Annotated in this window: 22 protein-coding genes; 13 read left to right on the forward strand and 9 right to left on the reverse strand. The window is 55.2% G+C overall.

What is annotated here, in order from left to right; genetic code table 11:
* Positions 1 to 286: 286 nt before the first annotated feature.
* From rpsF to rplI, 4 genes are read left to right on the forward strand one after another with little or no spacing between them, the layout of a single operon-like run.
* Positions 287 to 682 carry a 30S ribosomal protein S6 gene (rpsF, locus tag ACFQW4_RS16500; protein WP_101762874.1) on the forward strand — a complete coding sequence of 132 codons (396 nt, stop codon included), beginning with the start codon at positions 287 to 289 and terminating at the stop codon, positions 680 to 682.
* A 6-nt stretch (positions 683 to 688) separates the two neighbouring features.
* Positions 689 to 1,006 carry a primosomal replication protein N gene (priB, locus tag ACFQW4_RS16505; protein ID WP_007892027.1) on the forward strand — a complete coding sequence of 106 codons (318 nt, stop codon included), beginning with the start codon at positions 689 to 691 and terminating at the stop codon, positions 1,004 to 1,006.
* Between the two features lie 4 nt (positions 1,007 to 1,010).
* Positions 1,011 to 1,238: a 30S ribosomal protein S18 gene (gene rpsR, locus ACFQW4_RS16510; protein WP_002210155.1), complete on the forward strand. Its 228-nt coding sequence runs from the start codon at positions 1,011 to 1,013 to the stop codon at positions 1,236 to 1,238.
* Positions 1,239 to 1,277: 39 nt separating this feature from the next.
* Complete coding sequence (gene rplI, locus ACFQW4_RS16515) at positions 1,278 to 1,727, forward strand: 50S ribosomal protein L9 (protein ID WP_377726253.1); 450 nt, start codon at positions 1,278 to 1,280, stop codon at positions 1,725 to 1,727.
* A gap of 56 nt (positions 1,728 to 1,783) precedes the next feature.
* On the opposite strand, the gene ACFQW4_RS16520 is transcribed toward rplI, so the two are convergent.
* Positions 1,784 to 2,437 (reverse strand): LysM-like peptidoglycan-binding domain-containing protein, encoded by a 654-nt coding sequence (locus ACFQW4_RS16520; protein ID WP_158238609.1) that lies wholly within the window; start codon positions 2,435 to 2,437, stop codon positions 1,784 to 1,786.
* A gap of 216 nt (positions 2,438 to 2,653) precedes the next feature.
* Here ACFQW4_RS16520 and fklB point away from each other — a divergent pair, with 216 nt between their 5' ends.
* On the forward strand, positions 2,654 to 3,274 hold the full coding sequence (gene fklB, locus ACFQW4_RS16525; protein WP_008103590.1) for an FKBP-type peptidyl-prolyl cis-trans isomerase: 621 nt from the start codon (positions 2,654 to 2,656) through the stop codon (positions 3,272 to 3,274).
* Positions 3,275 to 3,308: 34 nt separating this feature from the next.
* On the opposite strand, the gene ACFQW4_RS16530 is transcribed toward fklB, so the two are convergent.
* Positions 3,309 to 5,255, reverse strand: coding sequence for a bifunctional 2',3'-cyclic-nucleotide 2'-phosphodiesterase/3'-nucleotidase (locus ACFQW4_RS16530; RefSeq protein WP_377726256.1), 1,947 nt, complete (start codon positions 5,253 to 5,255; stop codon positions 3,309 to 3,311).
* A gap of 293 nt (positions 5,256 to 5,548) precedes the next feature.
* On the opposite strand from ACFQW4_RS16530, the gene cysQ reads away from it, so the two are divergent.
* Positions 5,549 to 6,295, forward strand: coding sequence for a 3'(2'),5'-bisphosphate nucleotidase CysQ (gene cysQ, locus ACFQW4_RS16535; RefSeq protein WP_377726258.1), 747 nt, complete (start codon positions 5,549 to 5,551; stop codon positions 6,293 to 6,295).
* A 36-nt stretch (positions 6,296 to 6,331) separates the two neighbouring features.
* Here the strand turns inward: cysQ and ACFQW4_RS16540 are convergent, their stop codons facing one another.
* Positions 6,332 to 6,895: a YtfJ family protein gene (locus ACFQW4_RS16540; protein ID WP_377726260.1), complete on the reverse strand. Its 564-nt coding sequence runs from the start codon at positions 6,893 to 6,895 to the stop codon at positions 6,332 to 6,334.
* 313 nt (positions 6,896 to 7,208) lie between these two features.
* On the opposite strand from ACFQW4_RS16540, the gene ACFQW4_RS16545 reads away from it, so the two are divergent.
* Positions 7,209 to 7,415, forward strand: coding sequence for a DUF1107 domain-containing protein (locus ACFQW4_RS16545; protein ID WP_007892150.1), 207 nt, complete (start codon positions 7,209 to 7,211; stop codon positions 7,413 to 7,415).
* Positions 7,416 to 7,479: 64 nt separating this feature from the next.
* Here the strand turns inward: ACFQW4_RS16545 and ACFQW4_RS16550 are convergent, their stop codons facing one another.
* The gene (locus tag ACFQW4_RS16550) at positions 7,480 to 8,829 is read right to left on the reverse strand and encodes a hemolysin family protein (protein ID WP_110867426.1); all 1,350 of its coding nucleotides are present in this window, start codon (positions 8,827 to 8,829) and stop codon (positions 7,480 to 7,482) included.
* A 451-nt stretch (positions 8,830 to 9,280) separates the two neighbouring features.
* Here ACFQW4_RS16550 and ACFQW4_RS16555 point away from each other — a divergent pair, with 451 nt between their 5' ends.
* From ACFQW4_RS16555 to ACFQW4_RS16565, 3 genes are read left to right on the forward strand one after another with little or no spacing between them, the layout of a single operon-like run.
* Complete coding sequence (locus ACFQW4_RS16555; protein WP_101762881.1) at positions 9,281 to 11,020, forward strand: autotransporter assembly complex family protein; 1,740 nt, start codon at positions 9,281 to 9,283, stop codon at positions 11,018 to 11,020.
* Positions 11,017 to 14,787 (forward strand): translocation/assembly module TamB domain-containing protein, encoded by a 3,771-nt coding sequence (locus ACFQW4_RS16560; protein WP_377726263.1) that lies wholly within the window; start codon positions 11,017 to 11,019, stop codon positions 14,785 to 14,787. Before ACFQW4_RS16555 ends, ACFQW4_RS16560 begins: the two co-directional genes overlap by 4 nt.
* Positions 14,788 to 14,789: 2 nt before the next feature.
* A complete protein-coding gene (locus tag ACFQW4_RS16565; RefSeq protein ID WP_101762883.1) occupies positions 14,790 to 15,143 on the forward strand; it encodes a gamma-glutamylcyclotransferase in 354 nt (117 codons plus the stop codon).
* A 53-nt stretch (positions 15,144 to 15,196) separates the two neighbouring features.
* Here ACFQW4_RS16565 and ppa read toward each other — a convergent pair whose 3' ends face one another.
* The 3 genes from ppa to ACFQW4_RS16580 form a co-directional block, all read right to left on the reverse strand.
* Positions 15,197 to 15,727: an inorganic diphosphatase gene (gene ppa, locus ACFQW4_RS16570; protein ID WP_007892166.1), complete on the reverse strand. Its 531-nt coding sequence runs from the start codon at positions 15,725 to 15,727 to the stop codon at positions 15,197 to 15,199.
* 100 nt (positions 15,728 to 15,827) lie between these two features.
* Positions 15,828 to 16,277 (reverse strand): DUF441 domain-containing protein, encoded by a 450-nt coding sequence (locus ACFQW4_RS16575; RefSeq protein WP_008103576.1) that lies wholly within the window; start codon positions 16,275 to 16,277, stop codon positions 15,828 to 15,830.
* A 70-nt stretch (positions 16,278 to 16,347) separates the two neighbouring features.
* Positions 16,348 to 16,761 carry a lysozyme inhibitor LprI family protein gene (locus ACFQW4_RS16580; RefSeq protein ID WP_101762885.1) on the reverse strand — a complete coding sequence of 138 codons (414 nt, stop codon included), beginning with the start codon at positions 16,759 to 16,761 and terminating at the stop codon, positions 16,348 to 16,350.
* 169 nt (positions 16,762 to 16,930) lie between these two features.
* Between ACFQW4_RS16580 and ACFQW4_RS16585 the strand changes: the two genes are divergently transcribed.
* A complete protein-coding gene (locus ACFQW4_RS16585) occupies positions 16,931 to 18,502 on the forward strand; it encodes a methyl-accepting chemotaxis protein (protein ID WP_377726266.1) in 1,572 nt (523 codons plus the stop codon).
* Between the two features lie 51 nt (positions 18,503 to 18,553).
* Here the strand turns inward: ACFQW4_RS16585 and fbp are convergent, their stop codons facing one another.
* On the reverse strand, positions 18,554 to 19,561 hold the full coding sequence (fbp, locus tag ACFQW4_RS16590) for a class 1 fructose-bisphosphatase (protein ID WP_008103565.1): 1,008 nt from the start codon (positions 19,559 to 19,561) through the stop codon (positions 18,554 to 18,556).
* 166 nt (positions 19,562 to 19,727) lie between these two features.
* Here fbp and mpl point away from each other — a divergent pair, with 166 nt between their 5' ends.
* Positions 19,728 to 21,083 (forward strand): UDP-N-acetylmuramate:L-alanyl-gamma-D-glutamyl-meso-diaminopimelate ligase, encoded by a 1,356-nt coding sequence (mpl, locus tag ACFQW4_RS16595; RefSeq protein WP_101762887.1) that lies wholly within the window; start codon positions 19,728 to 19,730, stop codon positions 21,081 to 21,083.
* 128 nt (positions 21,084 to 21,211) lie between these two features.
* Here the strand turns inward: mpl and yjgA are convergent, their stop codons facing one another.
* Positions 21,212 to 21,754, reverse strand: coding sequence for a ribosome biogenesis factor YjgA (gene yjgA / locus ACFQW4_RS16600; protein ID WP_101762888.1), 543 nt, complete (start codon positions 21,752 to 21,754; stop codon positions 21,212 to 21,214).
* Between the two features lie 115 nt (positions 21,755 to 21,869).
* Between yjgA and pmbA the strand changes: the two genes are divergently transcribed.
* Complete coding sequence (gene pmbA / locus ACFQW4_RS16605; RefSeq protein ID WP_110867418.1) at positions 21,870 to 23,210, forward strand: metalloprotease PmbA; 1,341 nt, start codon at positions 21,870 to 21,872, stop codon at positions 23,208 to 23,210.
* The last annotated feature ends 71 nt before the right edge of the window (positions 23,211 to 23,281 follow it).

Below are 23,281 nucleotides of genomic sequence, written 5' to 3' on the forward strand. Positions count from 1 at the left end.
TCGTCCCTTTGAACGCCTTCTTCAGAGAATTTGATAAAACCTTCTCTAACTCACTGATGCATTTCACTTAGCACGAAAAGCCGCATCAGCTGGCACGATAGTCGCCATTTGATGAATTGTGCGCTTGAGTTTCCGCAAGGACGCCAGTATGATTACGCGTCAATTTTTCAGCTGCATTCAGAGGTGTGTTTCATTTTTTAAATGATTCGCAACCTATAACGTTCCTTGCTTCCGTGGGCCGCAGCTGACCCTGACAGGAGGCTGAATAATCCGTAAGGAGCTATCGATGCGTCATTACGAAATCGTATTTATGGTCCACCCTGACCAGAGCGAACAGGTTCCAGGTATGATCGAGCGTTACACTGGTGCTATCACCGGTGCACAGGGCACGATTCACCGTCTGGAAGACTGGGGCCGCCGTCAGCTGGCTTACCCAATCAACAAACTGCACAAAGCTCACTATGTTCTGATGAACGTAGAAGCGCCGCAGGAAGTGATTGACGAGCTGGAAACTAACTTCCGCTTCAACGACGCCGTTATCCGCAGCATGGTTATGCGCGTTAAGCACGCGGTAACTGAAGCATCTCCGATGGTTAAAGCTAAAGACGAGCGTCGTGATCGCCGCGAAGACTTTGCTAACGAATCGGCTGATGACTCAGATGCTGGGGATTCTGAAGAGTAATCCGACATGACGGCAAATCGACTGCGCCTGTCTGGCACTGTGTGCAAGACGCCGGTTCGAAAAGTCAGTCCGTCAGGGATTCCTCATTGCCAGTTCGTGCTTGAGCATCGTTCTGTGCAAGAGGAAGCCGGTTTCCACCGGCAAGCCTGGTGTCAAATGCCGGTGATTATCAGCGGCAGCACCCATCAGGTGATTACTCAACATATAACGGTCGGCACGCAACTCACTCTCGAAGGCTTTATTAGCTGCCATCAGGCACGCAATGGTCAGAGCAGAATGGTGTTACATGCCGAGCAGATTGATTTGATAGATTCTGGAGACTAGCCAAATGGCACGTTATTTCCGTCGTCGCAAGTTCTGCCGTTTCACCGCGGAAGGCGTTGTAGAGATTGATTACAAAGATATCGCTACACTGAAAAACTACATTACCGAAAGCGGTAAAATTGTCCCGAGCCGTATTACCGGTACTCGTGCAAAATACCAGCGCCAGCTCGCTCGTTGCATCAAGCGCGCTCGCTACCTGTCCCTGCTTCCGTACACTGATCGTCATCAGTAATCGGCAGTTGTCCATTAACGACTTTAAGAGGATAAGGTAATGCAAGTTATTCTGCTTGATAAAGTAGCAAACCTGGGCAGCCTGGGTGATCAGGTTAACGTTAAAGCGGGCTACGCTCGTAACTTCCTGGTTCCACAGGGTAAAGCTGTTCCTGCTACCAAGAAAAACGTTGAGTTCTTCGAAACACGTCGCGCTGAACTGGAAGCCAAACTGGCTGACGTTCTGGCTGCTGCTAACGCACGTGCAGAGAAAATCAACGCACTGGGCAACGTAACCATCGCGTCTAAATCAGGCGACGCTGGTAAGCTGTTCGGTTCCATCGGTACCCGTGACATCGCTGATGCAGTAACTGCAGCTGGCGTTGAAGTGGCTAAAAGCGAAGTTCGTCTTCCAGAAGGCGTACTGCGCAACACCGGTGAGCACGAAGTTGACTTCCAGATCCATAGCGAAGTCTTCGCTAAACTGGTTGTGAATGTAGTTGCTGAGTAAGTTCACTCAGTAATGCGAAAACGCCGGCCATGTGCCGGCGTTTTTGTTTCTGCGATTTACTGAGCGCGGATAAAGCTGCCATCTGGCTGGCGCGTAAACAGCACCGGACCGTTACTGCCATCCACCGTCAAACCGGTTACTACGCCTTGCGCGTTCTGACGAATCTTCACCTGCTGACCATTTTGTAACGCACTCAGCGGCTGCCCATCACCTTCGACTCGCGCCATGGCAAACACATCATTCACCGGTAAATTATTGTCGCGGAACAGCTGTGCCAGTGTCTGGCCTGATGCCACATTATAGGTGCGCCACTCGCCCTGCGAATCGGTTTTCGCTGGCGTGTTCTGCTGTTGATTATTATCGTAAATCTCCGCCTGCATCGGCACTTCTTTAGCGCCAGTGTCCGCCGGACGCTCAACCGGATATTGCGGCGTGCTGCTCGGCCAGAGAAACGCCAGCAGCAGCACCAGCAGGGCAATGACGATGCCGCGACGATGCAAAGCGGGTAGCGGATCCATCCAGCGCACATCATCCAGCAAATGCCAGACGCGCTGTAGTGCGGCGGGAACGCGGGAAGGGTGATCGGAAGCCATTCGTGAATCCTCCTCGCTGGCGGCCTGGCGCGGAATGCGCGGCAGCCAACGTTGCAACCAAGGTAATAAAGTACGCGGTGCGCGCGTCCTGCGACGTCGTGGGGCGATCTGGCCCATGTATTCTCTCTTGTTCCGACGGTGGCGGGTGAAAACCTCGCCACAGCTATAGTATGAGCAATGCTGACAGGAAGTGCCTGGCAGCATTGAAAAATTTGACCGCTGTATTGTTTCCGTTTCGTCGGGAAATGTCATCTGCGGCGCGTGAGATTTTACGCCAGCCGCCCGCGCTGGTATGCTGCCGGTTCTATTTTTCTCCGGGATTAAGGAATCAAGATGACGACCCCTTCATTCGACAGCGTCGAATCACAAGCAAGTTACGGTATCGGTTTACAGGTAGGCCAGCAGCTGCAAGAGTCTGGACTGCAGGGTCTGCAGCCAGAAGCACTGCTCGCCGGCCTGCGCGACGCGCTGGAAGGGAACTCACCGGCCGTCCCGGTTGACGTGGTACATCGCGCACTGCGTGAAGTGCACGAGCGCGCTGAAGGCGTGCGTCGTGAGCGTGTAGAAGCGATGGCGGCAGAAGGTCAGACTTTCCTTGAGCAGAACGCACAGCGCGAAGGCGTTAGCAGCACCGAAACCGGTCTGCAGTTCAGTGTCATCACGCAGGGCGAAGGTCCAATTCCTTCACGTCAGGATCGTGTGCGCGTGCATTACACCGGCAAACTGATCGATGGCACGGTATTCGACAGCTCAGTCGCGCGTGGCGAACCCGCAGAATTCCCGGTTAGCGGCGTAATCGCCGGTTGGATCGAAGCGCTGACGCTGATGCCGGTCGGTTCGAAGTGGGAACTGGCGATTCCACACAACCTCGCTTACGGCGAACGCGGTGCTGGCGCCTCCATCCCGCCATTCAGCACCCTGATCTTCGAAGTTGAGCTGCTGGAAATTCTGTAAGTCGCAAAAGGGCGGCCATCGCCGCCCTTATTCATCATTTCTTCTGCAAATCCACCTGCCACAACGCAAAACCTATCTCATCGCTGCCCACCGCTTTCATCGGGTAATCGGCGTGCTGCTCGATAAACTTCGTTGCTTTCGCGCCAGGCGCGGTCTCAAAACGGATATCCAGCGGCGTGCTGCTGTTAATCGGCGCTAAACGCCAGTTGTGATCGGCCTGCGGTTTCACTTCGCCATGCGCTTTGGTTTCGCTGCTGATATAAGCGGCAACCACCGAGCGGTTCTCATCCGGCGACGCGAAGGCGACATACTTATCGCCGGTGCCGGCAAACTTGCCGCCATAAGCGCGATAGTTATTGGTGGCGACCAGGAAACTGGCCTGAGGATCAATAGGTTTGCCTTGCCATGTGAGATCCTTAATGCGCGAAGCCCCCTTGTTAATCAGCGAGCACTCTGCGTCATAGCGCGCCGGCTGCGTGACATCGATTTGATACTGCACGCCATCGATCACATCGAAGTTATAGGTACGGAAATCCCAGTTAATCAGCGCTTGCGGTTTGCTGCTGTGCGGATCGATTTGATTAAACTGCGCGGCTGAACACTCCAGCCACTCTTTCACCTGTGCACCGCTGACTTTCATCACCACCAGCGTATTGGGGTAGAGATAGAGATCGGCGGCGTTACGGAAAGTGAGGTTACCTTTCTCCACTTCGACATAGCTGGCGGGATCATTTTTGCGGCCGCCAGCTTTAAACGGCGCGGCGGCGGAGAGCACCGGCAAGCGGCCAAGATCAGGATCGCCCTGAATAAAGTGCTCGACGTAAGCGCGCTGCGCGTTGTTAACGATCTGCACCGTGGGATCGTCCTGCACCAGCGACAAGTAGCTGTACATCACGTCGGCGGATTTACCGATCGGTTTGGCAACAAAATCGCGCGTGGCGCGGTGATCTTGCTCCAGCACTTTCACCAGATCGGCATCTTCGGCAGCCAGCGATTTTTTCGCCGCGCTGTCATAAATTGCACGTGCCTCGGCTTTGCCCTGCGCAACCTGCCATTTGCCGCCCTCGTTATTCAGCACCAGGTCGACCACACCCAGATGATCGCCCCACATACCGGGCATCACCGCCGGAATACCGTTAAGTGTGCCCTGGGCGATATCAGCGCCTTTAATTGCCGCAAACTCTTTGCTCGGGAACACCGCGTGAGCGTGACCGAACATGATGGCGTTGATGCCAGCAACCTGGCTGAGGTAATAGACCGAATTTTCGGCCATGGCATGATAGGGTTCACTGCTCAAACCGGAGTGCGGAATAGCGATGATTATTTCAGCACCTTTTGCGCGCATTTCCGGCACATAGCGCTTCGCTGTTTCAGTGATGTCATCAACCCGCACTTTTCCCTGCAGATTGTTGCGATCCCAAACCATAATCTGCGGGGGAACGAAGCCGATGTAACCAATTTTCAGCGTATGCGGCTTACCGTCACGGTCTGTAACGGTGGTTTCCTTGATTAAGTAGGGCGTAAACAGCGGTTTTCCGCTCTTTTCATCGATAATGTTGGCGTTGACGTAAGGGAAACGCGCGCCGGCCAGCGCTTTTTGCAGATAAGGTAAACCGTAATTGAACTCATGATTACCGAGATTTCCGACCGCGTAATCCAGCGTATTCATCACCTTATATACCGGATGAACTTCGCCCGGTTTTAGCCCTCTCGCCGCCATGTAATCGCCCAGCGGACTGCCCTGAATGATATCGCCGTTATCGACCAGCACGCTGTTCTTCGCTTGCGCGCGGGCCTGCTGAATTAAGGTGGCGGTGCGTACCAGGCCAAATTTCTCCGTCGGCGTATCTTTGTAATAATCGAAATCCATCATATTGCTGTGCAGATCGGTGGTTTCCAGAATGCGCAGATCCACCGTAGCAGCCTGTACCGTGGCGGCAGTTATACAGAGTGCCAATAACGACATGCTCGCTTTGAACATCGCTTGCTCCTTGTTCGGTCCAATGGGCCTCTCAAAATAATGTAAAACCATGACGAATTATCATTTCAATTTGTGATGAAGCTCGGACTTTCATCCAATATCTCCCGCCGGGCCGCGCTAAAAGCGCATTCAGCATCCCGCCATAGCCGCCGATGATGAACTATGGTATTGATATTCAAATAGATTGCCGTAGCAGACAGCACAGTCGCAGGCTGTTGAATGACAACTGCTAGAATAAGGACATATTGGCGGTTGGTGTCTGACAGGCAGAATCAGCGGAAAAGAGGTAAAGAATGTTAGATAAAATTTGTCAGCTGGCGCGTGATGCGGGCGATGCCATTATGCAGGTATATAACGGCGCAGAGCCGGTTGACGTGACCCGTAAGTCGGATGATTCTCCGGTCACCGCGGCCGATCTCGCGGCGCATCGCGTGATTGTGCAAGGTCTGACGGCGCTTTCGCCGGGGGTGCCGGTGCTATCTGAAGAGGATCCCCCGAGCTGGGACGTGCGTCAGCAGTGGCAGAAATACTGGCTGGTCGATCCGCTCGATGGCACCAAAGAGTTCATCAAGCGCAATGGCGAGTTCACGGTCAACATTGCGCTGATCGAAAATGGCAAACCGGTATTGGGCGTGGTGTATGCGCCCGTGCTGGGCGTGATGTACTCGGCGGCTGAGGGTAAAGCCTGGAAAGAAGAGAACGGCCAGCAGACGCAGATTCATGCGCGTGAAGCGCGTCCACCGTTAGTGGTGGTTAGCCGTTCGCATTTTGAGAGCGATACCGAGTTGCAGGAGTATTTGCACCAGCTCGGCGAGCATCAAACCACCGCGATTGGTTCATCGCTGAAGTTCTGTCTGGTAGCTGAAGGCAGCGCGCAACTCTATCCGCGCTTCGGGCCCACTAACATCTGGGATACCGGCGCAGGCCATGCGGTGGCGATTGCCGCCGGTGCGCATGTCCACGATTGGCAGGGCAAAACCCTCGATTACACCCCACGCGAATCGTTCCTCAATCCCGGTTTCCGCGTTTCGCTGTTTTAAAGATTTCATCGGGTCGCCATTAACGGCGACCTCCACTTACTTCTGCAACAACTCGTGAATTAACTTCAACGCCTGCTGCACTTCGTCCTGCGTCAGCGGACCATCTTTGACGTAGCGCACATGTGCGGTGTTATCCAGCACCACAATCGCGGATCCGCCTTTCTCCAACTGCCAGGCCTGACGCGCGCTGCCGTTGCTATCGACGATGAACTGCGACCATGGGAACTGCTGCTTATTGCTCTCAAGGCTGCTGCGCACGAACATGCCGGTGCCCGGAATCGCATCGTCGGTATTGACGACAGTGGTGGTTTGATAACGATCGTGTGGCAGATGCGCAGCTTTGATGGCTTCAATTAACGCCGCATTCTGCTCTTTAGCAGAAGATCGCCCGGCAATATGCAGGATAACGCGAACTTTTCCGCTTAGCTGCGCGCTATTCCAGGATTTGTAGCTAAACTTATCTTCATCTTGTTGATAAACCAGCTCTCCTTTGTCGTTAACGCCAACGGCTGGCACGCGTTCACCCAGTTTGAAGGCATGTGCCGCAGCCAGGCCCGGCAGCAAGAGTGCCAGTGCTATCACAGTGTGTCTCAAACGCATTTATTACTCTCCTTGGTGATCCGACCAGTTGTTCATGTTCCTGCAATATTAGGCGTGGATGATGCGTCTGTCGCAATGAGTTAACAGGTTTGCAACCTATGCCACAATTCCATAATGAGTGAAGGTTTATACTGGGTTTAGTGAGGCTGATAACAGAGTATTCTGTAATGATGTGTCAATTCAGTAAATAATTCACCTTTTCGGAACACGGCTAAGAAAGGATGCTCTATAGTTATGCCTCATTTGCGCTTCACGGGTTCGTACCAAATTTGGTGACGACGGAGCGTATTAAACATTTTAGGAGTTAAACAGCATGAAGATCTTCCAGCGCTATAATCCGCTGCAAATTGCGAAATATGTCAAAACGCTATTTAGAGGAAGGTTGTACATCAAGGACGTGGGCGCGTTCGAGTTTGATAAGGGCAAAGTGATGTTGCCGCGTGTCAAAGATAAACAGCATCTCAGCGTGATGTCAGAAATCAATCGCCAGGTGCTGCGGCTGCAAGCCGAGTACAACTAAGTAAGCATAAGAAAGGGCGCCGATGGCGCCCTCAGTTTTTAGTGCGGTTGTTGGCTTGTCGCCATCAATCGCGATCCTGCGACGACTCAGATTCATCCACCGTATTTTTGTTCACATTCAGCACCGGCGGGCGTTCATCGATACGCGTGACCAGCAGCTGGTCGATACGGTAGCTATCAATATCCACCACTTCAAACTTGTAGCCGGAAAACTTCACAAAGTCGGTACGCTTCGGAATCTTGCGCAGCATATACATCATGAAGCCGCCGATGGTTTCATAATTGCCAGACTGCGGGAAATCATCGATATCCAGCACGCGCATCACGTCATCAATTGGCGTGCCGCCTTCGACCAGCCATGAGTTCTCATCGCGCGCGACAATCTGCTCTTCCTGACCTTGACCCACCAAATCGCCCATCAACGTGGTCATTACATCATTCAACGTAATGATGCCCACCACCAGCGCGTATTCGTTCATGATCACCGCGAAGTCTTCACCAGCGGTTTTGAAGCTTTCCAACGCTTCAGAAAGCGTCAGCGTATCCGGCACAATCAGCGCTGAACGAATCTGTACGCCGCTGTTCAGCGTCAGGCTTTGATTGCCGAGTACACGCAGCAGCAGCTCTTTGGAATCGACATAGCCGACGATGTGGTCGATATCGCCATCGCAGACGATGAATTTCGAATGCGGATGCTGGGCGATTTTGGTTTTCAGCGTGGTTTCATCTTCGTGTAAATCGAACCACACCACGTTCTCGCGCGAGGTCATTGATGACGGCACGGTACGTGATTCCAGCTCAAACACGTTCTCAATCAGCTCATGTTCCTGCTTACGCAGCACACCCGCCAGCGCACCGGCTTCCACCACCGCATAGATATCGTCGGAGGTGATGTCGTCTTTACGCACCATCGGCAGTTTGAACAGACGGAAGAAGACGTTCGCCAGGCCGTTGAACAGCCACACCAGCGGACGCAGCACCACCAGACAGAAGCGCATCGGGTTGATGATGCGCAGCGCTACGGCTTCTGGTGCAATCATGCCGACGCGTTTTGGCGTCAGGTCAGCAAACAGAATGAACAGGCTGGTCACGATGGTGAAGGAGCAGATAAAACTGAGCTGTTCAGCCAATTCGGGTGCCATGATGCGGCTGAATAAGCTATTAAAGGCGGGCGAAAACGCCGCATCGCCGACGATACCGCCGAGGATCGCCACGGCATTCAGGCCAATCTGCACTACGGTGAAGAACATGCCAGGTTGTTCCTGCATCTTCAGCACGCGCTGGGCATTGATATTGCCTTCGTCAGCCAGCAGCTTCAGTTTGATCTTACGGGCGGCGGCCAGCGAGATCTCCGAAAGGGAGAAAAATGAACTGATGACTATCAGTAAAAGAATGACAAGCAAGCTATCGAGCATAAAAGGTCCGTTGGGTTAATCACTTGTCATTTTTGGCCTGGGCAGCGCGGGAATGGGCGTACGTCCGGTACTTGCCAGTCAAACAGGCTATCCGTGCCAAAAATGTCTGCGCCATTTCGACAAGATAAGGTTAACGTCGGGGCAGAAAGGGTGCAGGCGAGGCCTGCTGGTCGCTGATTATAGCAGCAGCGCTTATCATGCCGCTATAGGCGCGCATCAGGGGGTCGGATTAATCTGAGTGAGCGTCATTCGCGAGCTCAAGAATCGCCTTGGTTGTTGTATCGTTTAGCACATTTACCCACAATAGGTCACAATTTGGCTTAGTCGCTGAATTTGCGCCAGTGGGGGGAAAAGAGCGGCTATGCTGATGGGTAAACGCGCGCTGGTGATACCCTTCCAGAGAATAAACGCCCCTGCGGAATAGGGGCCGGCATTATTAACAGGAGTACGTGTGCCACGATTTCATATTTATTGGTTGGCCAGCCTGTTGCTTGCTGCACCTGCCGTTGAGGCAGCCAAAGTGCGCTTGCAGCTGGACGGTCTTAGCGGGGATTTGCAAAAGAACGTCAGGGCACGCTTGTCCACCATCGGCAGTGACGAGGTGTCGAACGACGGCCGTTTCCGCGCGCGCGTTGCGGAAGCGATCAAAGAAGGCCTGCGGGCGCTGGGTTATTACGAACCGGAGATCGATTTTGAATCGCGCCCGGCACCGCCGCAAGGTGGTCGTCCGGTATTGATCGCACACGTTAAGCCCGGCGAACCGGTCAAGATCGGCGGCAGCACCATTGTGATCGAAGGTGAAGCCCGCACCGACAAGGATTACCAAGCCTGGGTCAAACAGGGCACGCCGAAAGTCGGTACACAGCTGAATCACGGCGCCTATGACAAATTTAAAAACGGCTTCTCCAGCCTGGCATTGCGTAATGGTTACTTCGACGGTGACTTTAAGCAAAGCCAGCTTGGCGTTTCGGTTGAACGGCGCGAAGCCTTCTGGGACATCAATTACGATAGCGGCCCGCGCTACCGTTTCGGTGATGTCGGTTTCCAGGGCTCGCAAATCGACGAAGCCTATCTGCAAAATCTGGTGCCGTTCAAAAAGGGCGATTACTACAGCTCGCGCGATCTGGCCGAACTTAACCGCCGCTTGTCGGCGACCGGCTGGTTCAACTCGGTGGTGGTCGCGCCTGAGTTTGATAAAGGTCGTCAAAGCAAAGTGCTGCCGCTGAATGCGGTGGTATCGCCACGCGTGGAAAACACCATTGAAACCGGCGTCGGTTACTCCACCGATGTCGGGCCGCGCATTAAAGGCACGTGGAAAAAACCGTGGATTAACAGCAGCGGCCACAGCCTGGCCGCCAGCGCCTACGTTTCTGCGCCGGAGCAACAGCTCGATCTCAGCTACAAAGTCCCGCTGCTGAAAAGTCCGCTGGAGCAGTATTACACCTTCTCCGGCGGCGTGAAGCGTACCGATCTCAACGACACCAAAGCCGATACCACCACGCTGGCGATGTCGCGAAACTGGGACAGCAGCAGCGGCTGGCAGAAGGCAATCAACCTGCGCTGGAGCCTCGATCACTTTACCCAGGCCAGCGTGACCAACACCACTATGCTGCTCTATCCGGGCGTTAGCCTGAACCGCACCCGTTCGCGCGGCGGTCTGATGCCGACGTGGGGCGATTCGCAGCGCTACTCGGTGGACGTGTCGGATACCACATGGGGTTCGGACGTTGATTTCGTCATCATGCAGGCGCAAAACGTCTGGATTCGCACGCTCGCCGATAAGCATCGCTTTGTGGCGCGCGGCAATGTGGGCTGGATCGAAACCAACGACTTCGACAAAGTGCCGCCGGATCTGCGCTTCTTCGCCGGTGGCGATCGCAGTATTCGTGGTTACAAATACAAAGACGTATCGCCACGTGATGATAACGGCAAGCTGACCGGCGCCTCGAAAATGGCCACCGGCTCGCTTGAATATCAATACAACGTGACCGGCAAATGGTGGGGCGCGGTGTTCGTCGATTCCGGCGAAGCGGTCAACGACATCAAGCAGAGCAACCTGAAAACCGGCGCCGGCTTCGGCGTGCGCTGGTCTTCTCCGGTCGGGCCGATCAAGTTTGATATCGCGCGGCCGATTGGCGACGACAAGGAGCATGGATTGCAATTTTATGTAGGATTGGGGCCTGAACTATGAAGCTGTGGAAAAAGGTCCTGATTGGCATCGGTATTTTTCTGGTGCTGCTGTTGGGCAGCATCGCGTTTCTGGTGGGCACCACGCCGGGTTTGCATCTGCTGCTGAAAGGCGCCGATCGCTGGGTGCCAGGTTTGTCGATCAAACAGGTGGAAGGTGGCTGGCGCGATCTAACGCTAAGCGGCGTGAAGTATGAGATGCCGGGCGTCAGTGTGGATGCCGGACGTTTCCACCTGGCGCTGAATCTCAACTGCCTGCTGCATTCGTCGGTGTGTGTCAATGACATCGCGCTGCAGGATGTCAGCGTGGTGGTCGATAGCAAAAAAATGGCACCGGCCAGCGCCCCACCGCCGGAAGAGGAGAGCGGCAGCACCAATCTCAGCACGCCGTATCCCATCACGCTCAGCAAAGTCGGGCTGCATAACATCAACGTTAAAGTGGATGACACCGCAATTTCCCTGCTCGACTTTACCAGCGGCCTGCAGTGGCAGGATCGTGCACTGACGCTGACGCCAACCCATATCCAAAGCCTGCTGATTGCGCTGCCGAAAGCGGCCAAAGTGGTGGATGAGCAGGTGGTGCAGCCAAAAGTGCAGCAGCCGCAGCCGGATGAACAGCCGCTGGGCGAAACGCTGCAGGCGATGTTCGCTAAGCCGCTATTACCAGAGATGCCGGACTTCCAGCTGCCGCTGAACATCACCGTGCAGGAACTGTTGGGCGAACAGCTGCGCATCACCGGCGATACCGACATCTCAATCACGCGTCTGCTGTTAAAAGCCAAAACCGCCGATCGTCATCTCCAACTGGAAACCTTTGATGTCGATTCGCCGCAAGGGCAGGTGAACGCCAGCGGTGAAGCAACGTTGGCCGATAACTGGCCGGTGAATTTTGCGCTGAACGGCACGCTCAATCTCGACCCGATCAAGGGCGAGAAGATCAAAATGAACCTTGCAGGCGCGATGCGTGACGAGCTGAAGCTCGGGCTGAATCTTTCCGGTCCGGTGCGTGCGCAGCTGGATGCGACCACGCAACCTGCGGTCGCTGGTTTGCCGCTGGCGCTAAAACTCACCAGCCCGCAGCTGCGCTGGCCGCTCACCGGCGCAGTGCAGTATCAGGCGGATAATCTCGATTATCAGTTCAAAGGCAAAGCCACCGATTACGTGATGTCGCTGCGCACTGCGGTGAAAGGCGAAGGCGTGCCGCCTGCCAGCATTGCGCTGGACGGCAAAGGCAACGAGCAGCAGTTCAATCTTGATAAGCTGCGCGTGGCGGCGCTGCAGGGCAATATCGATCTGACGGCGCTGGTGGACTGGAGCAAAGCCATCAGCTGGCGCAGCGAATTGACGCTGTCCGGCATCAACACTGCCAAACAGTATCCGGATTGGCCAGCGAAGCTGGAGGGCAAAATTGCCACGCGCGGCAGCTTGTACGGCGGAACCTGGCAGCTCAGCGTGCCGCAGCTGGAGCTGAAAGGAAACGTTAAGCAGAACGCGGTGAGCGCCAAAGGTACGCTGACCGGCAACAGCTACAACCAGTGGAAAGTGCCCGGCCTTAACATTGCGCTGGGTCGCAACCATCTGGACGTGAAGGGCGAGCTGGGCGACACGCTCAATCTCGACGCTAACATCGATGCGCCAAAGCTGGATAACGCGCTGCCGGGCCTGGGCGGCGTCGCCAAAGGCACCATCAAAGCACGCGGCACCTTACAAGCGCCGCAGCTGCTGGCCGATCTCACGGCTACTGGTTTGCGCTGGCAGCAGCTGCAGATCCGTCGTGTGGCGTTGCAGGGCGATGTGAAATCCAGCGATCAGATCGCCGGTAAGCTGCAACTGCGCGTGGAACAGCTTCAACAGGACGCGCTGAAAGTGAACCTGTTAACGCTGAACGCCGACGGCAACGAAAAGCAGCATCAGCTTAAGCTCGAGGTACAGGGCGAACCGGTTTCCGGTCAGCTGGCGCTGAACGGCAGCTTTGATCGCAAAACCGACCGCTGGCAGGGCAATCTCAACAACACGCGTTTCGACACGCCGGTAGGCGAATGGCGACTGACGCGGGCGATGGCGATTGATTACCTCAACAGCAAGCAGACCGCCACCATTGGGCCGCACTGCTGGCAGAACCCGAACGCGCAGCTGTGCGTACCGGAACCGATTGAAGCCGGTGCCAGCGGACATGCGCATGTGGTGCTCAATCGCTTCGATTTGGCGATGATCAAACCGTTCCTCACCGATGCCACCAAACTGAACGGCGTGTTCAGTGGTGATGCGCGCGTTAACTGGACCGCCGACGGCGCGCTGCCAACCGGCACCTTAGCGCTGAAAGGCAGCGGCGTGAAAGTGGAGCAAGACGTGCAGGGCAACAGTTTGCCTATCGCCTTCGACACGCTGAACCTGAATGCGGCGCTGCGTAACGGTCGCGCACAGCTTGATTGGTTGATCCATATCGTCAACAACGGCCAGCTGAGCGGCAATGTGCAGATCGCCGATCCTGAGAATCGGCGTCAGCTGTCGGGCAACATCGGCATCAGCAATATTTCGCTGGCGATGCTGAATCCGGCGCTGATGCAGGGCGAGAAGATCAAAGGCAACCTGAACAGCAACCTGCGCCTTGGCGGCACGCTGCAGCAGCCGCAGGTGTTTGGTCAGTTGGGGCTGAGCGATGTGGATGTCGACGGCAGCTTTATGCCGGTTGATCTCACCGCTGCCAACCTCAACATGGTGTTCAACGGCATGAGCTCAACGCTCAACGGCATGATTCAGACGGCGCAGGGCAATCTTAACCTGAGCGGTAACGCCGACTGGAGCCAGCTGGATAACTGGCGCGCGCGCGTGGCGGCGCAAGGTAGCCGCATCCGCGTTACCGTGCCGCCAATGGTGCGCATGGATGTCTCGCCGGATCTGGTGTTTGAAGCCACGCCGGCCGCGTTCAGCCTCGACGGCAAAGTGGATATTCCGTGGGCGCGCATTACCGTGCAGGAAGTGCCGGAAAGCGCCACCGGCGTCTCCTCTGATGAAGTGATGCTGGATCAAAATCTTAAGCCGATTCAGCCGAAAACAGCGGCAATCCCGATCAACAGCAATCTGGTGATCCACGTCGGTAATGATGTGCGGCTCTCGGCGTTTGGCCTAAAAGCCAGGCTGAATGGCGATCTCAAACTGGTGCAGGATAAAAACGGCCTCGGCTTGAATGGCCAGATCAACATCCCATCCGGCCGCTTCCACGCTTATGGTCAGGATCTGCTGGTGCGTAAAGGTGAGCTGCAATTCGCCGGACCGCCGGACCAGCCTTACGTCAATCTCGAGGCGATCCGTAATCCTGAGGCCACTGAAGATGATGTCACCGCCGGATTACGGGTAACCGGGCTGGCGGATGAGCCGAAAGTGGAAGTGTTCTCCGATCCGGCGATGTCACAGCAAGAGGCGCTTTCTTACCTGTTACGTGGTCAGGGACTCAACAGCGATGGCGACAGCAACGCATTAACTTCCGCGCTGGTGGGATTGGGGGTTGCGCAAAGTGGTCAGGTTGTGGGTAAAATCGGCGAGACCTTCGGTGTCAGTAATCTCGCGGTTGATACCGCTGGCGTAGGCGATAGCCAGCAGGTGCAGGTGAGTGGTTACGTGTTGCCGGGTCTACAAGTAAAATACGGTGTTGGCATATTTGATTCACTGGCGACCTTAACCTTGCGTTATCGCCTGATGCCCAAACTCTATTTAGAAGCCGTGTCGGGTCTCGATCAGGCACTGGATCTGCTCTATCAGTTTGAGTTTTAGCAATGCGAATAATTGTCTATGGCAGTTTACGGCGCAAACAGGGAAACAGTCATTGGATGACGAATGCGCAGTGGCTCGGCGACCATCAGATTGTGGGGTTTGATCTCTACAATCTGGGTCACTATCCGGGCGTGGTGGAAGGAGAAGGCAGCGTTTATTGCGAGGTGTATCGCATTGACGCCAGCACGCTCGGCGAACTTGATGCCTTGCGCACCAAAAATGGCGAATACAAACGCCAGCTTATTCAGACGCCTTACGGCAGTGCCTGGCTGTATGTCTATCAGCGTTCAGTTGCGGGTCGCACGCACATCGCGAGCGGTGACTGGTTAAGGCGAGATGGCGAAACAGAGGCATAAATAAAAACACCGTCCATTGGACGGTGTTTTTTTATGCGTGGCAGAAAAGAATCTTATTTCTTCTGCGCACGCTCGTAAGAGGCGATGATTTCAGCTTTGGCCGCTTCTGCGTTGTCCCAGCCGTCAACCTTCACCCATTTGCCTTTTTCCAGATCTTTGTAGTGCTCGAAGAAGTGGGTGATCTGCGCTTTCAGCAGTTCTGGCAGGTCGTTCACATCTTTGATGTGATCGTACTCTTTGCTCAGCTTGGTGTGCGGCACCGCAACCAGTTTGGCATCTTCGCCAGACTCGTCGGTCATTTTCAGCACGCCAACGGGACGGCAGCGGATCACTGAGCCCGGTACCAGCGGATAAGGGGTTGGCACCAGCACGTCAACCGGGTCACCATCCAGAGACAGGGTGTGGTTGATGTAGCCGTAGTTGCACGGATAGAACATGGCGGTAGACATGAAACGGTCTACAAACAGGGCGCCAGACTCTTTGTCGACTTCATATTTGATCGGATCGGCGTTAGCCGGGATCTCAATGACAACGTAGATATCTTCTGGCAACTCTTTACCTGCAGGCACCTGGTTCAAACTCATCTGGCTTTCCTTCATTAGTCATATGTTGAGTGACGGCTATTATAGCCAACTGACTCTGAAAGTATGCCCCCTTTTTGGCGTTTCGGAATGCTCCAACCCGCTACTTCGCCGTGACAAACAGCGAGACGATCCCCGCCGCAATCAGTGGTCCAACCGGCACACCACGGAAGAAGGCCACGCCAATCACCGTACCAATCAACAGCCCACCAATCACCGACGGCTGCACGCTCATAAAGTTCACGCCGCGTCCGCCCAGCCAGGCAACGAAAACCCCCACCACAATCGCGATAATTGATTGCCAGTTGGCGAACGATTTCAACAGCGAAGAAGCCGGCAGCGTACCGCTGGCCAGCGGCGCCATCACCGCAACGGTGAGGATGATGATGCCAATCTGAATGCCCTGTTTTTCCACATAGGGAAAGAATTGCGACAGCGGGGTGAGCTTGATCGCCAGCAGGATCAGAATCGAGATGGTAACGGCGCTGTTATGAACGAAATAGCTGAGGACGGCGAGGCAAACAAGAATGATGGTGGAGGCATAAGCAGCCATGGTTTCTCCCTGCAGATCAATGGGCGCGCTGGCCGATGCCAGCGCTATGCGTATTAAACGCTTACATTAATCAACAATCGTCGGGGTTGGCGCAACTGCCTTTGTTAATTGATTGCAACATCAGCGCCTGATTACGCACCAGACTGACGCCCTGCGCACCAACTGACAGCGCGGCCATCGTGCCCTGGCTGCTAACAAAATAGCTGCGGCTGGCATCCAGCCAACTGTCTCGATAGGTCAGCCACGCGCGCTGGGCGCTGCGCAATTTGTCTTTAGGCGCGCCGGTTAATTTTTTCATTGCTTGGGTGTACTGCGCGTTCATCTCTTTATCCCAGGCTTTATTAGCGGTGCCGTAGCATTGAGACATGCCGGCGGTGCTGGATTCCTTATTCAGACACTGATCGAGCTGCTGATCGATAGGGTTTTGTTGCGCTGCCGCAAAACCACTGACCAACAAACACGCCATCGGGAGCCATTTTTTCATCGTTTCATTCCTTAAATTTTGCGGGGGCAGAGTTCAGTAAAAGTGAAGTCTGGATGATCGTCAGCCAGTTGACCATCAACAATGGATAAAGTTTCCGCGATCAACTGCCGATAATCTTTCCGTTTTAGGGCCAGCGGATTTCTGCCTTTTCTTGCAAACGGGGATAATCATGTTCAAACAGCTATCAATTCGTACTGCATTACTCACGCTTTTGGCTTTTATGACGCTGCTGCTGCTGGCAGTCAGCGCGATGGGCATCTCTGCCATCAACGCAGGCAATCAATCACTGGATGCTATTAACCGCATTCAGGGAATCGAACTGAACAGTTTGTACCAAAGCAACGCCGATCTCATGCGCGCGCGTGGCAGCGCCGCATTGGCCGTGCGCAAAATCGAAATCGGATTACTGGAGGATGGCGCCAGCGTCACCAAACAAGCTGAGGAGGATGTCACCAGCTCCCAGCGTCATCTGAAAGCCTTTATTGATGCCGGAACGGTAACGGCTCAGGGTAAAATCCTCGCCGATGCCGTGGCTACTTCGTTCGCTGCCTATCATAAGGGCGCTATCGTGCCGATGATGGATGCGTTACAAAAGCAGTATACCGACGAATATTACCAGGTTTTGGAAGGCAACCTCTCAACGCTGGCAAGCAACTACGCGAAAGCCGTGCATGATTTTGCCGTTTATGCTGATGAAGTCTCAGCTACACGTCTGGCGCAAGCTGCACACAATGAGTGGCAGATGAAAATCATGATTGGCGTGGCGATGGCGTTGACGCTATTGCTGATCGTCATTGCCTGGCAACTGCTGCGTCGTCTGCTGCTGCGTCCACTTGATGGCGCGATTGTGCATCTGGAGCAAATTGCGGCCGGCGATTTATCCCAGCCGCTGCCCGCAGCCGGAAAGAGTGAATTAGGCCGTCTCAATCAGGCGCTGGCGAATATGCAGCTGGCGCTCAGCAGTTCGGTCAGTCAGGTGCGCGAAGCCAGCTTGCAGATTGACGTGGGAAGCCGCGAGTTAGCGGCGGGCACCGTGCATCTCTCGCAGCGTACCGAAGAGTCCGCCGCTTCGCTGGAGCAAACCGCGGCCAGCATGGAACAGCTCACCGCCACCGTGCGTCTCAATGCCAGCAACGCCAAAGAGGCCAATCAGCTCGCCAGCAATGTCTCCGACAGTGCCGATCGCGGTGCCGAAGTGGTTGGCTACGTGATGGAGAAGATGCAGGAGATCACCCAAAGCGCCAATCGCATTGGCGACATCCTCAGCGTGATTGATGGCATTGCCTTCCAGACCAACATCCTGGCACTGAACGCTGCGGTTGAAGCCGCGCGTGCCGGTGAACAAGGGCGCGGTTTTGCCGTGGTCGCTAATGAAGTGCGCACGTTGGCTGGTCGTAGCGCCACCGCCGCCAAAGAGATCCGCGAGCTCATCGCAGAATCGCAGACGCGGGTGCAAGAAGGCAGCGATATGGCCACGCGCGCCGGTGAAACCATGGATGAGATCTCCAGCGAAGTGATGCGCGTGACTACGCTGATGAAAGAGATCTCCATTGCTTCGGAAGAGCAGAGTCGCGGTATCGAGCAGGTGAATCAGGCGGTGACGCAGATGGATGAAGCCGCGCAGCAGAACGCCGCGTTAGTCGAAGAAGCCAGCGCTGCCACCCAATCGCTGGAAGCGCAGTCGCAGCAGTTGCAGGATTCGATGGCGCAATTCCGTGTAGTCGTGTCTCTGCCTTCGTAGGCAGCAACAAAAAGCCCGCACGGAGGCGGGCTTTGCACAGCGGGAAAAGACTTAGGCTGAATGGTCGTCCGGATATTCACGGATAAAGCGTTCAACGTCGCCCACCATTGCGTCGTTGCCGCAGAAGAACGGGCAGCGCTGGTGCAGCGTTTCTGGCTGGATGTCGAGGATGCGATTGGCACCATCGCTGGCTTTACCGCCCGCTTGCTCCGCCAGGAAGGCCATTGGGTTGCATTCGTACAGCAGACGCAGCTTGCCTTTCGGGTGGCTGGCGGTGCTTGGATAGAGATAGATGCCGCCTTTCAGCAGGTTACGGTGGAAATCGGCCACCAGTGAACCAATGTAGCGCGAGGTATACGGGCGCTTGGTGGCGATATCTTCTTCCTGACAGAACTTTAGGTATTTCTTCACACCCTGCGGGAAGCGAATGTAGTTACCTTCGTTGATCGAGTAGGTGTAACCCTTCTCCGGGAAGGTCATGCGCTCGTGGCTCAGGCAGAATACGCCGAGCGACGGATCGTAAGTAAACGCATGCACGCCCACGCCGGTGGTGTAAACCATCATGGTCGAAGAACCGTAAACCACGTAACCCGCGGCAACCTGCTTGTTGCCCGGCTGCATGAAGTCGGCTTCGGTGATTGGCGTGCCCGGCTCGCTGATGCGATGGTAGATAGAGAAAATGGTGCCGACGGAAACGTTAACGTCGATGTTTGAAGAACCGTCCAGCGGATCCATTAATACAACGTATTTGCCATTCTCAGAGCCTTCAAAGATGACGAACTCGTCTTCTTCTTCCGACGCGATACCGGCCACCACGCCGCGTGCTTTCAGGGCGGCTTTCAGCTTTTCGTTGGCAAACAGATCAAGCTTCATCTGCTGCTCACCCTGCACGTTTTCCACGCCGCTGGCACCCAGAATATCCACCAGACCCGCTTTGTTGATGTCGCGGTGGATAATTTTAGCGCCAAGCTTAATGGAAGAAATCAGCGCCGTCAGTTCACCTGTGGCGTGTGGAAAGTCGTGTTGCTTCTCGACGATGAATTCGCCTAACGTTTTCATAACACATTCCCTGCATCTACGATGGAGTGGCAGCAGCTGTAACAAGCTACCAACGTATGAGCGCAGTTTAGCCGATTGAACTTTAAAAACCATAGTCCTAATCCGTTTCTTCCCTCTCAACTCGGCGTTACACTGTGCGCCGAACTTTTGAGTAATGGATCTCTTTATGCGTATTCACATCCTCGGGATTTGTGGCACTTTCATGGGCGGACTGGCGATGCTGGCGCGCTCGCTGGGGCACGAAGTGACCGGCTCAGACGCCAATGTCTATCCGCCGATGAGCACGTTGCTGGAACAGCAAGGCATTGAATTGACTGAAGGTTACGATGCCAGCCAGCTCGATCCGCAACCGGATCTGGTGATCATTGGTAACGCGATGACGCGCGGCAATCCTTGTGTCGAAGCGGTACTGGAACGCAACATTCCTTACCTCTCCGGCCCGCAATGGCTGCACGATTTCGTCCTGCGCGATCGTTGGGTGCTGGCGGTGGCGGGAACCCACGGCAAAACCACCACAGCCGGCATGGCAGCGTGGATTCTCGAGGCCTGCGGCCTGGAACCGGGCTTTATCATCGGTGGTGTGCCAGGAAACTTCGAGGTTTCGGCAAAATTAGGAAAAAGTCCATTCTTCGTCATCGAAGCGGATGAGTACGACAGCGCGTTCTTCGACAAGCGTTCCAAGTTTGTGCATTACTGCCCGCGCACGCTGATCCTCAACAACCTCGAATTCGATCACGCGGATATCTTTGACGATCTGCGCGCCATCCAGAAGCAGTTCCATCATTTGATCCGTATCGTGCCGGGCCAGGGCAAGATCCTGCTGCCGGAGCACGACAACAACATCAAGCAAGTGATGGCGATGGGCTGCTGGAGCGAGCAGGAAACGGTGGGCGATAACGGTCACTGGCAGGCGAAAAAGTTGACGCCCGACTCTTCACATTGGGAGATCTGGCTCGACGGCGAGAAAGTCGGCGAAGTGAACTGGGCGCTGGTGGGCGAGCACAACATGCACAATGGCCTGATGGCGATTGCAGCGGCGCGTCATGTTGGGGTGAAACCGGGGGATGCCGGTGAAGCGCTGAGCAGCTTCATTAATGCGCGTCGTCGTCTCGAACTGCGCGGTGAAGTGAACGCCATCAAGGTGTACGACGATTTCGCTCACCATCCTACCGCGATTCTCGCCACGCTGGCGGCGCTGCGCAGCAAAGTGGGCGGCACCGCACGCATTCTGGCGGTGCTGGAGCCGCGCTCAAATACCATGAAGATGGGGGTGAGCAAGAACGAGTTAGCGCCATCGCTGGGCCGCGCAGACGAAGTGTTCCTGTTCCAGCCGCACCATATTCCGTGGCAGGTTTCCGATGTCGCTGAGGCGTGCATTCAACCAGCGCAGTGGAGCGCGGATATCGATACGTTGGTGGAAATGGTGGCGAAGAAAGCCCAGCCAGGCGATTCGATCCTGGTGATGAGTAACGGCGGATTTGGTGGTATTCACCAGAAACTGCTGGAGCGGTTAGGGCGGTGATGGTGCGGGTTTTCCCCTCACCCTGGCCCTCTCCCGCAAGCGGGCGAGGGAATATTTAGGTGGAGCTCGGTCAGCCCCTTCTCCCGCTTGCGGGAGAAGGTTGGGATGAGGGGAAAACCGCAGAAAACTTACGCTTCTGCCAACTCACGTAGATACTGGAAAATCAGGCGGGCAGATTTTGGCGGCTTATTCGCGGCTTTCTCTTTCTGCGCGTTACGGATCATGCTGCGCAGTTGCTGACGATCGGCGTGCGGATAGAGGTTAAACACTTCAGCGACCGCGTCATCACCTTGCTCGATCAAACGATCGCGCAAAATCTCCAGCTTATGGAACAGCGCAACCTGCTGGTTGTGGCGGTTCTTCAGCTTATCCAGTGCCTGGCGAATCGGATCTTCATCGCGTGAACGCAACATCTTACCGATCAGCTGCAGCTGACGGCGACGGCCTTCTTTCTTGATGCGCTGCGCCAGTTCAATCGCGTCGCGCAATTGTTCGTCGAGTGGGATCTTGTCGAGGGAATTTTTCCCCAGCTCAACCAGCTCGGCACCAAGGCGTTTTAGCTCTTCGGCATCGCGTTTAATTTCGCTTTTGCTGACCCAGATAATCTCTTCATCTTCTTCGTCATTATTATCCGGCACATCGTCGAGCCAGTCTTCGGGCTGCTTGGTCATCTCATGGCTCCCAAAAAAAAGAGGCTAATCCTACCAGTTTATCGGGCGACTGCGAAATTGTTCTCTGAGTCTGATAGACTCAAACAATTCATACTTAAGATTAGACGGCAGGTCGATGAACGTATCTACTCAGGTTGCAGAACAACGTAAAGTGTTGGAACAGGCTGTCGCGCAGGCGTTGGAACTGGCAAAAGCCAGCACCGATGGCGCTGAAGTGGCGGTCACGAAAACCACCGGCATCGGCGTCAGTACCCGCTATGGCGAAGTGGAAAACGTCGAATTCAACAGCGATGGTGCGCTCGGCATCACCGTCTACCATCAAAACCGTAAAGGCAGCGCTTCCTCCACCGATCTCAGCCCGGATGCGATCAAACGCACCGTGCAGGCGGCGATCGACATTGCGCGCTACACCTCGGTGGATCCATTTGGCGCACCGGCCGATCCCGAGTTGCTGGCGTTTGACGCGCCGGATCTCGATCTCTACCATCCGTGGGAGATCGATGCCGATCGCGCTATCGAACTGGCCGCTCAGGCGGAACAAGCGTCGTTGCAGGCCGACAAGCGCATCACCAACACCGAAGGCGGCAGCTTCAACAGCCACGTTGGTATCAAAGTCTTTGGTAACAGCCACGGCATGTTGCAGAGCTACTGCTCCAGCCGCCATTCGCTCTCCAGCTGTGTGATTGCCGAGCAGGACGGCAATATGGAGCGCGATTACGCGTATACCATTGGCCGCGCTTTTGACGATCTGAAAAGCCCGGAATGGGTTGGCGCCGAGTGCGCCCGCCGCACGCTGTCGCGTCTGGCACCGCGCAAGCTTTCGACCATGAAAGCGCCGGTGATCTTCGCGCCAGAAGTGGCGACCGGTTTGTTTGGTCATCTGGTGGGCATGATCAGCGGCAGCAGCGTGTACCGCAAATCGACCTTCCTGCTTGATTCGCTCGGTAAGCAGATTCTGCCCGAGTGGCTGACCATTGAAGAGCATCCGCACCTGCTGAAAGGCCTGGCATCCACGCCGTTCGACAGCGAAGGCGTGCGCACCCAATCGCGTGACATCATTAAAGATGGCGTGCTGCAGAACTGGCTGTTGACCAGCTACTCGGCGCGCAAGCTCGGCTTGCAGAGCACCGGCCACGCAGGCGGCATCCATAACTGGCGTATTGCCGGTCAGGGCCACAGCTTTGACGACCTGCTGAAGCAGATGGGCACCGGTTTAGTGGTAACCGAGATGATGGGCTCCAGCATCAACGGCATGACCGGCGACTATTCACGCGGCGCATCCGGATTCTGGGTGGAAAACGGTGAGATTCAATATCCTGTGAGCGAGATCACAATCGCCGGCAACCTCAAGGAGATGTGGCTCAATATGGTAACCGTCGGTAACGACATTGAAACCCGCAGCAATATACAATGCGGTTCGGTGCTGCTGCCGGAGATGAAAATCGCCGGACAATAAGAGTCATCGCTTTCTGAAAGCAGCCCGCAAGGCTGCTTTTTTTTGGCCCGACAATAATAAAAGGACATACC

The sequence above is a fragment of the Pantoea sp. GCM10028869 genome, assembly GCF_042666835.1.
Taxonomy (GTDB): Bacteria; Pseudomonadota; Gammaproteobacteria; order Enterobacterales; family Enterobacteriaceae; genus Pantoea; species Pantoea leporis.

Bases quoted from the DNA above. Each gene is read 5' to 3' on its own strand.
- rpsF (WP_101762874.1), top strand. From the start codon at position 287: ATGCGTCATTACGAAATCGTATTTATGGTCCACCCTGACCAGAGCGAA.
- priB (WP_007892027.1), top strand. From the start codon at position 689: ATGACGGCAAATCGACTGCGCCTGTCTGGCACTGTGTGCAAGACGCCG.
- rpsR (WP_002210155.1), top strand. From the start codon at position 1,011: ATGGCACGTTATTTCCGTCGTCGCAAGTTCTGCCGTTTCACCGCGGAA.
- rplI (WP_377726253.1), top strand. From the start codon at position 1,278: ATGCAAGTTATTCTGCTTGATAAAGTAGCAAACCTGGGCAGCCTGGGT.
- ACFQW4_RS16520 (WP_158238609.1), bottom strand. From the start codon at position 2,437: ATGGGCCAGATCGCCCCACGACGTCGCAGGACGCGCGCACCGCGTACT.
- fklB (WP_008103590.1), top strand. From the start codon at position 2,654: ATGACGACCCCTTCATTCGACAGCGTCGAATCACAAGCAAGTTACGGT.
- ACFQW4_RS16530 (WP_377726256.1), bottom strand. From the start codon at position 5,255: ATGTTCAAAGCGAGCATGTCGTTATTGGCACTCTGTATAACTGCCGCC.
- cysQ (WP_377726258.1), top strand. From the start codon at position 5,549: ATGTTAGATAAAATTTGTCAGCTGGCGCGTGATGCGGGCGATGCCATT.
- ACFQW4_RS16540 (WP_377726260.1), bottom strand. From the start codon at position 6,895: ATGCGTTTGAGACACACTGTGATAGCACTGGCACTCTTGCTGCCGGGC.
- ACFQW4_RS16545 (WP_007892150.1), top strand. From the start codon at position 7,209: ATGAAGATCTTCCAGCGCTATAATCCGCTGCAAATTGCGAAATATGTC.
- ACFQW4_RS16550 (WP_110867426.1), bottom strand. From the start codon at position 8,829: ATGCTCGATAGCTTGCTTGTCATTCTTTTACTGATAGTCATCAGTTCA.
- ACFQW4_RS16560 (WP_377726263.1), top strand. From the start codon at position 11,017: ATGAAGCTGTGGAAAAAGGTCCTGATTGGCATCGGTATTTTTCTGGTG.
- ACFQW4_RS16565 (WP_101762883.1), top strand. From the start codon at position 14,790: ATGCGAATAATTGTCTATGGCAGTTTACGGCGCAAACAGGGAAACAGT.
- ppa (WP_007892166.1), bottom strand. From the start codon at position 15,727: ATGAGTTTGAACCAGGTGCCTGCAGGTAAAGAGTTGCCAGAAGATATC.
- ACFQW4_RS16575 (WP_008103576.1), bottom strand. From the start codon at position 16,277: ATGGCTGCTTATGCCTCCACCATCATTCTTGTTTGCCTCGCCGTCCTC.
- ACFQW4_RS16580 (WP_101762885.1), bottom strand. From the start codon at position 16,761: ATGAAAAAATGGCTCCCGATGGCGTGTTTGTTGGTCAGTGGTTTTGCG.
- ACFQW4_RS16585 (WP_377726266.1), top strand. From the start codon at position 16,931: ATGTTCAAACAGCTATCAATTCGTACTGCATTACTCACGCTTTTGGCT.
- fbp (WP_008103565.1), bottom strand. From the start codon at position 19,561: ATGAAAACGTTAGGCGAATTCATCGTCGAGAAGCAACACGACTTTCCA.
- mpl (WP_101762887.1), top strand. From the start codon at position 19,728: ATGCGTATTCACATCCTCGGGATTTGTGGCACTTTCATGGGCGGACTG.
- yjgA (WP_101762888.1), bottom strand. From the start codon at position 21,754: ATGACCAAGCAGCCCGAAGACTGGCTCGACGATGTGCCGGATAATAAT.
- pmbA (WP_110867418.1), top strand. From the start codon at position 21,870: ATGAACGTATCTACTCAGGTTGCAGAACAACGTAAAGTGTTGGAACAG.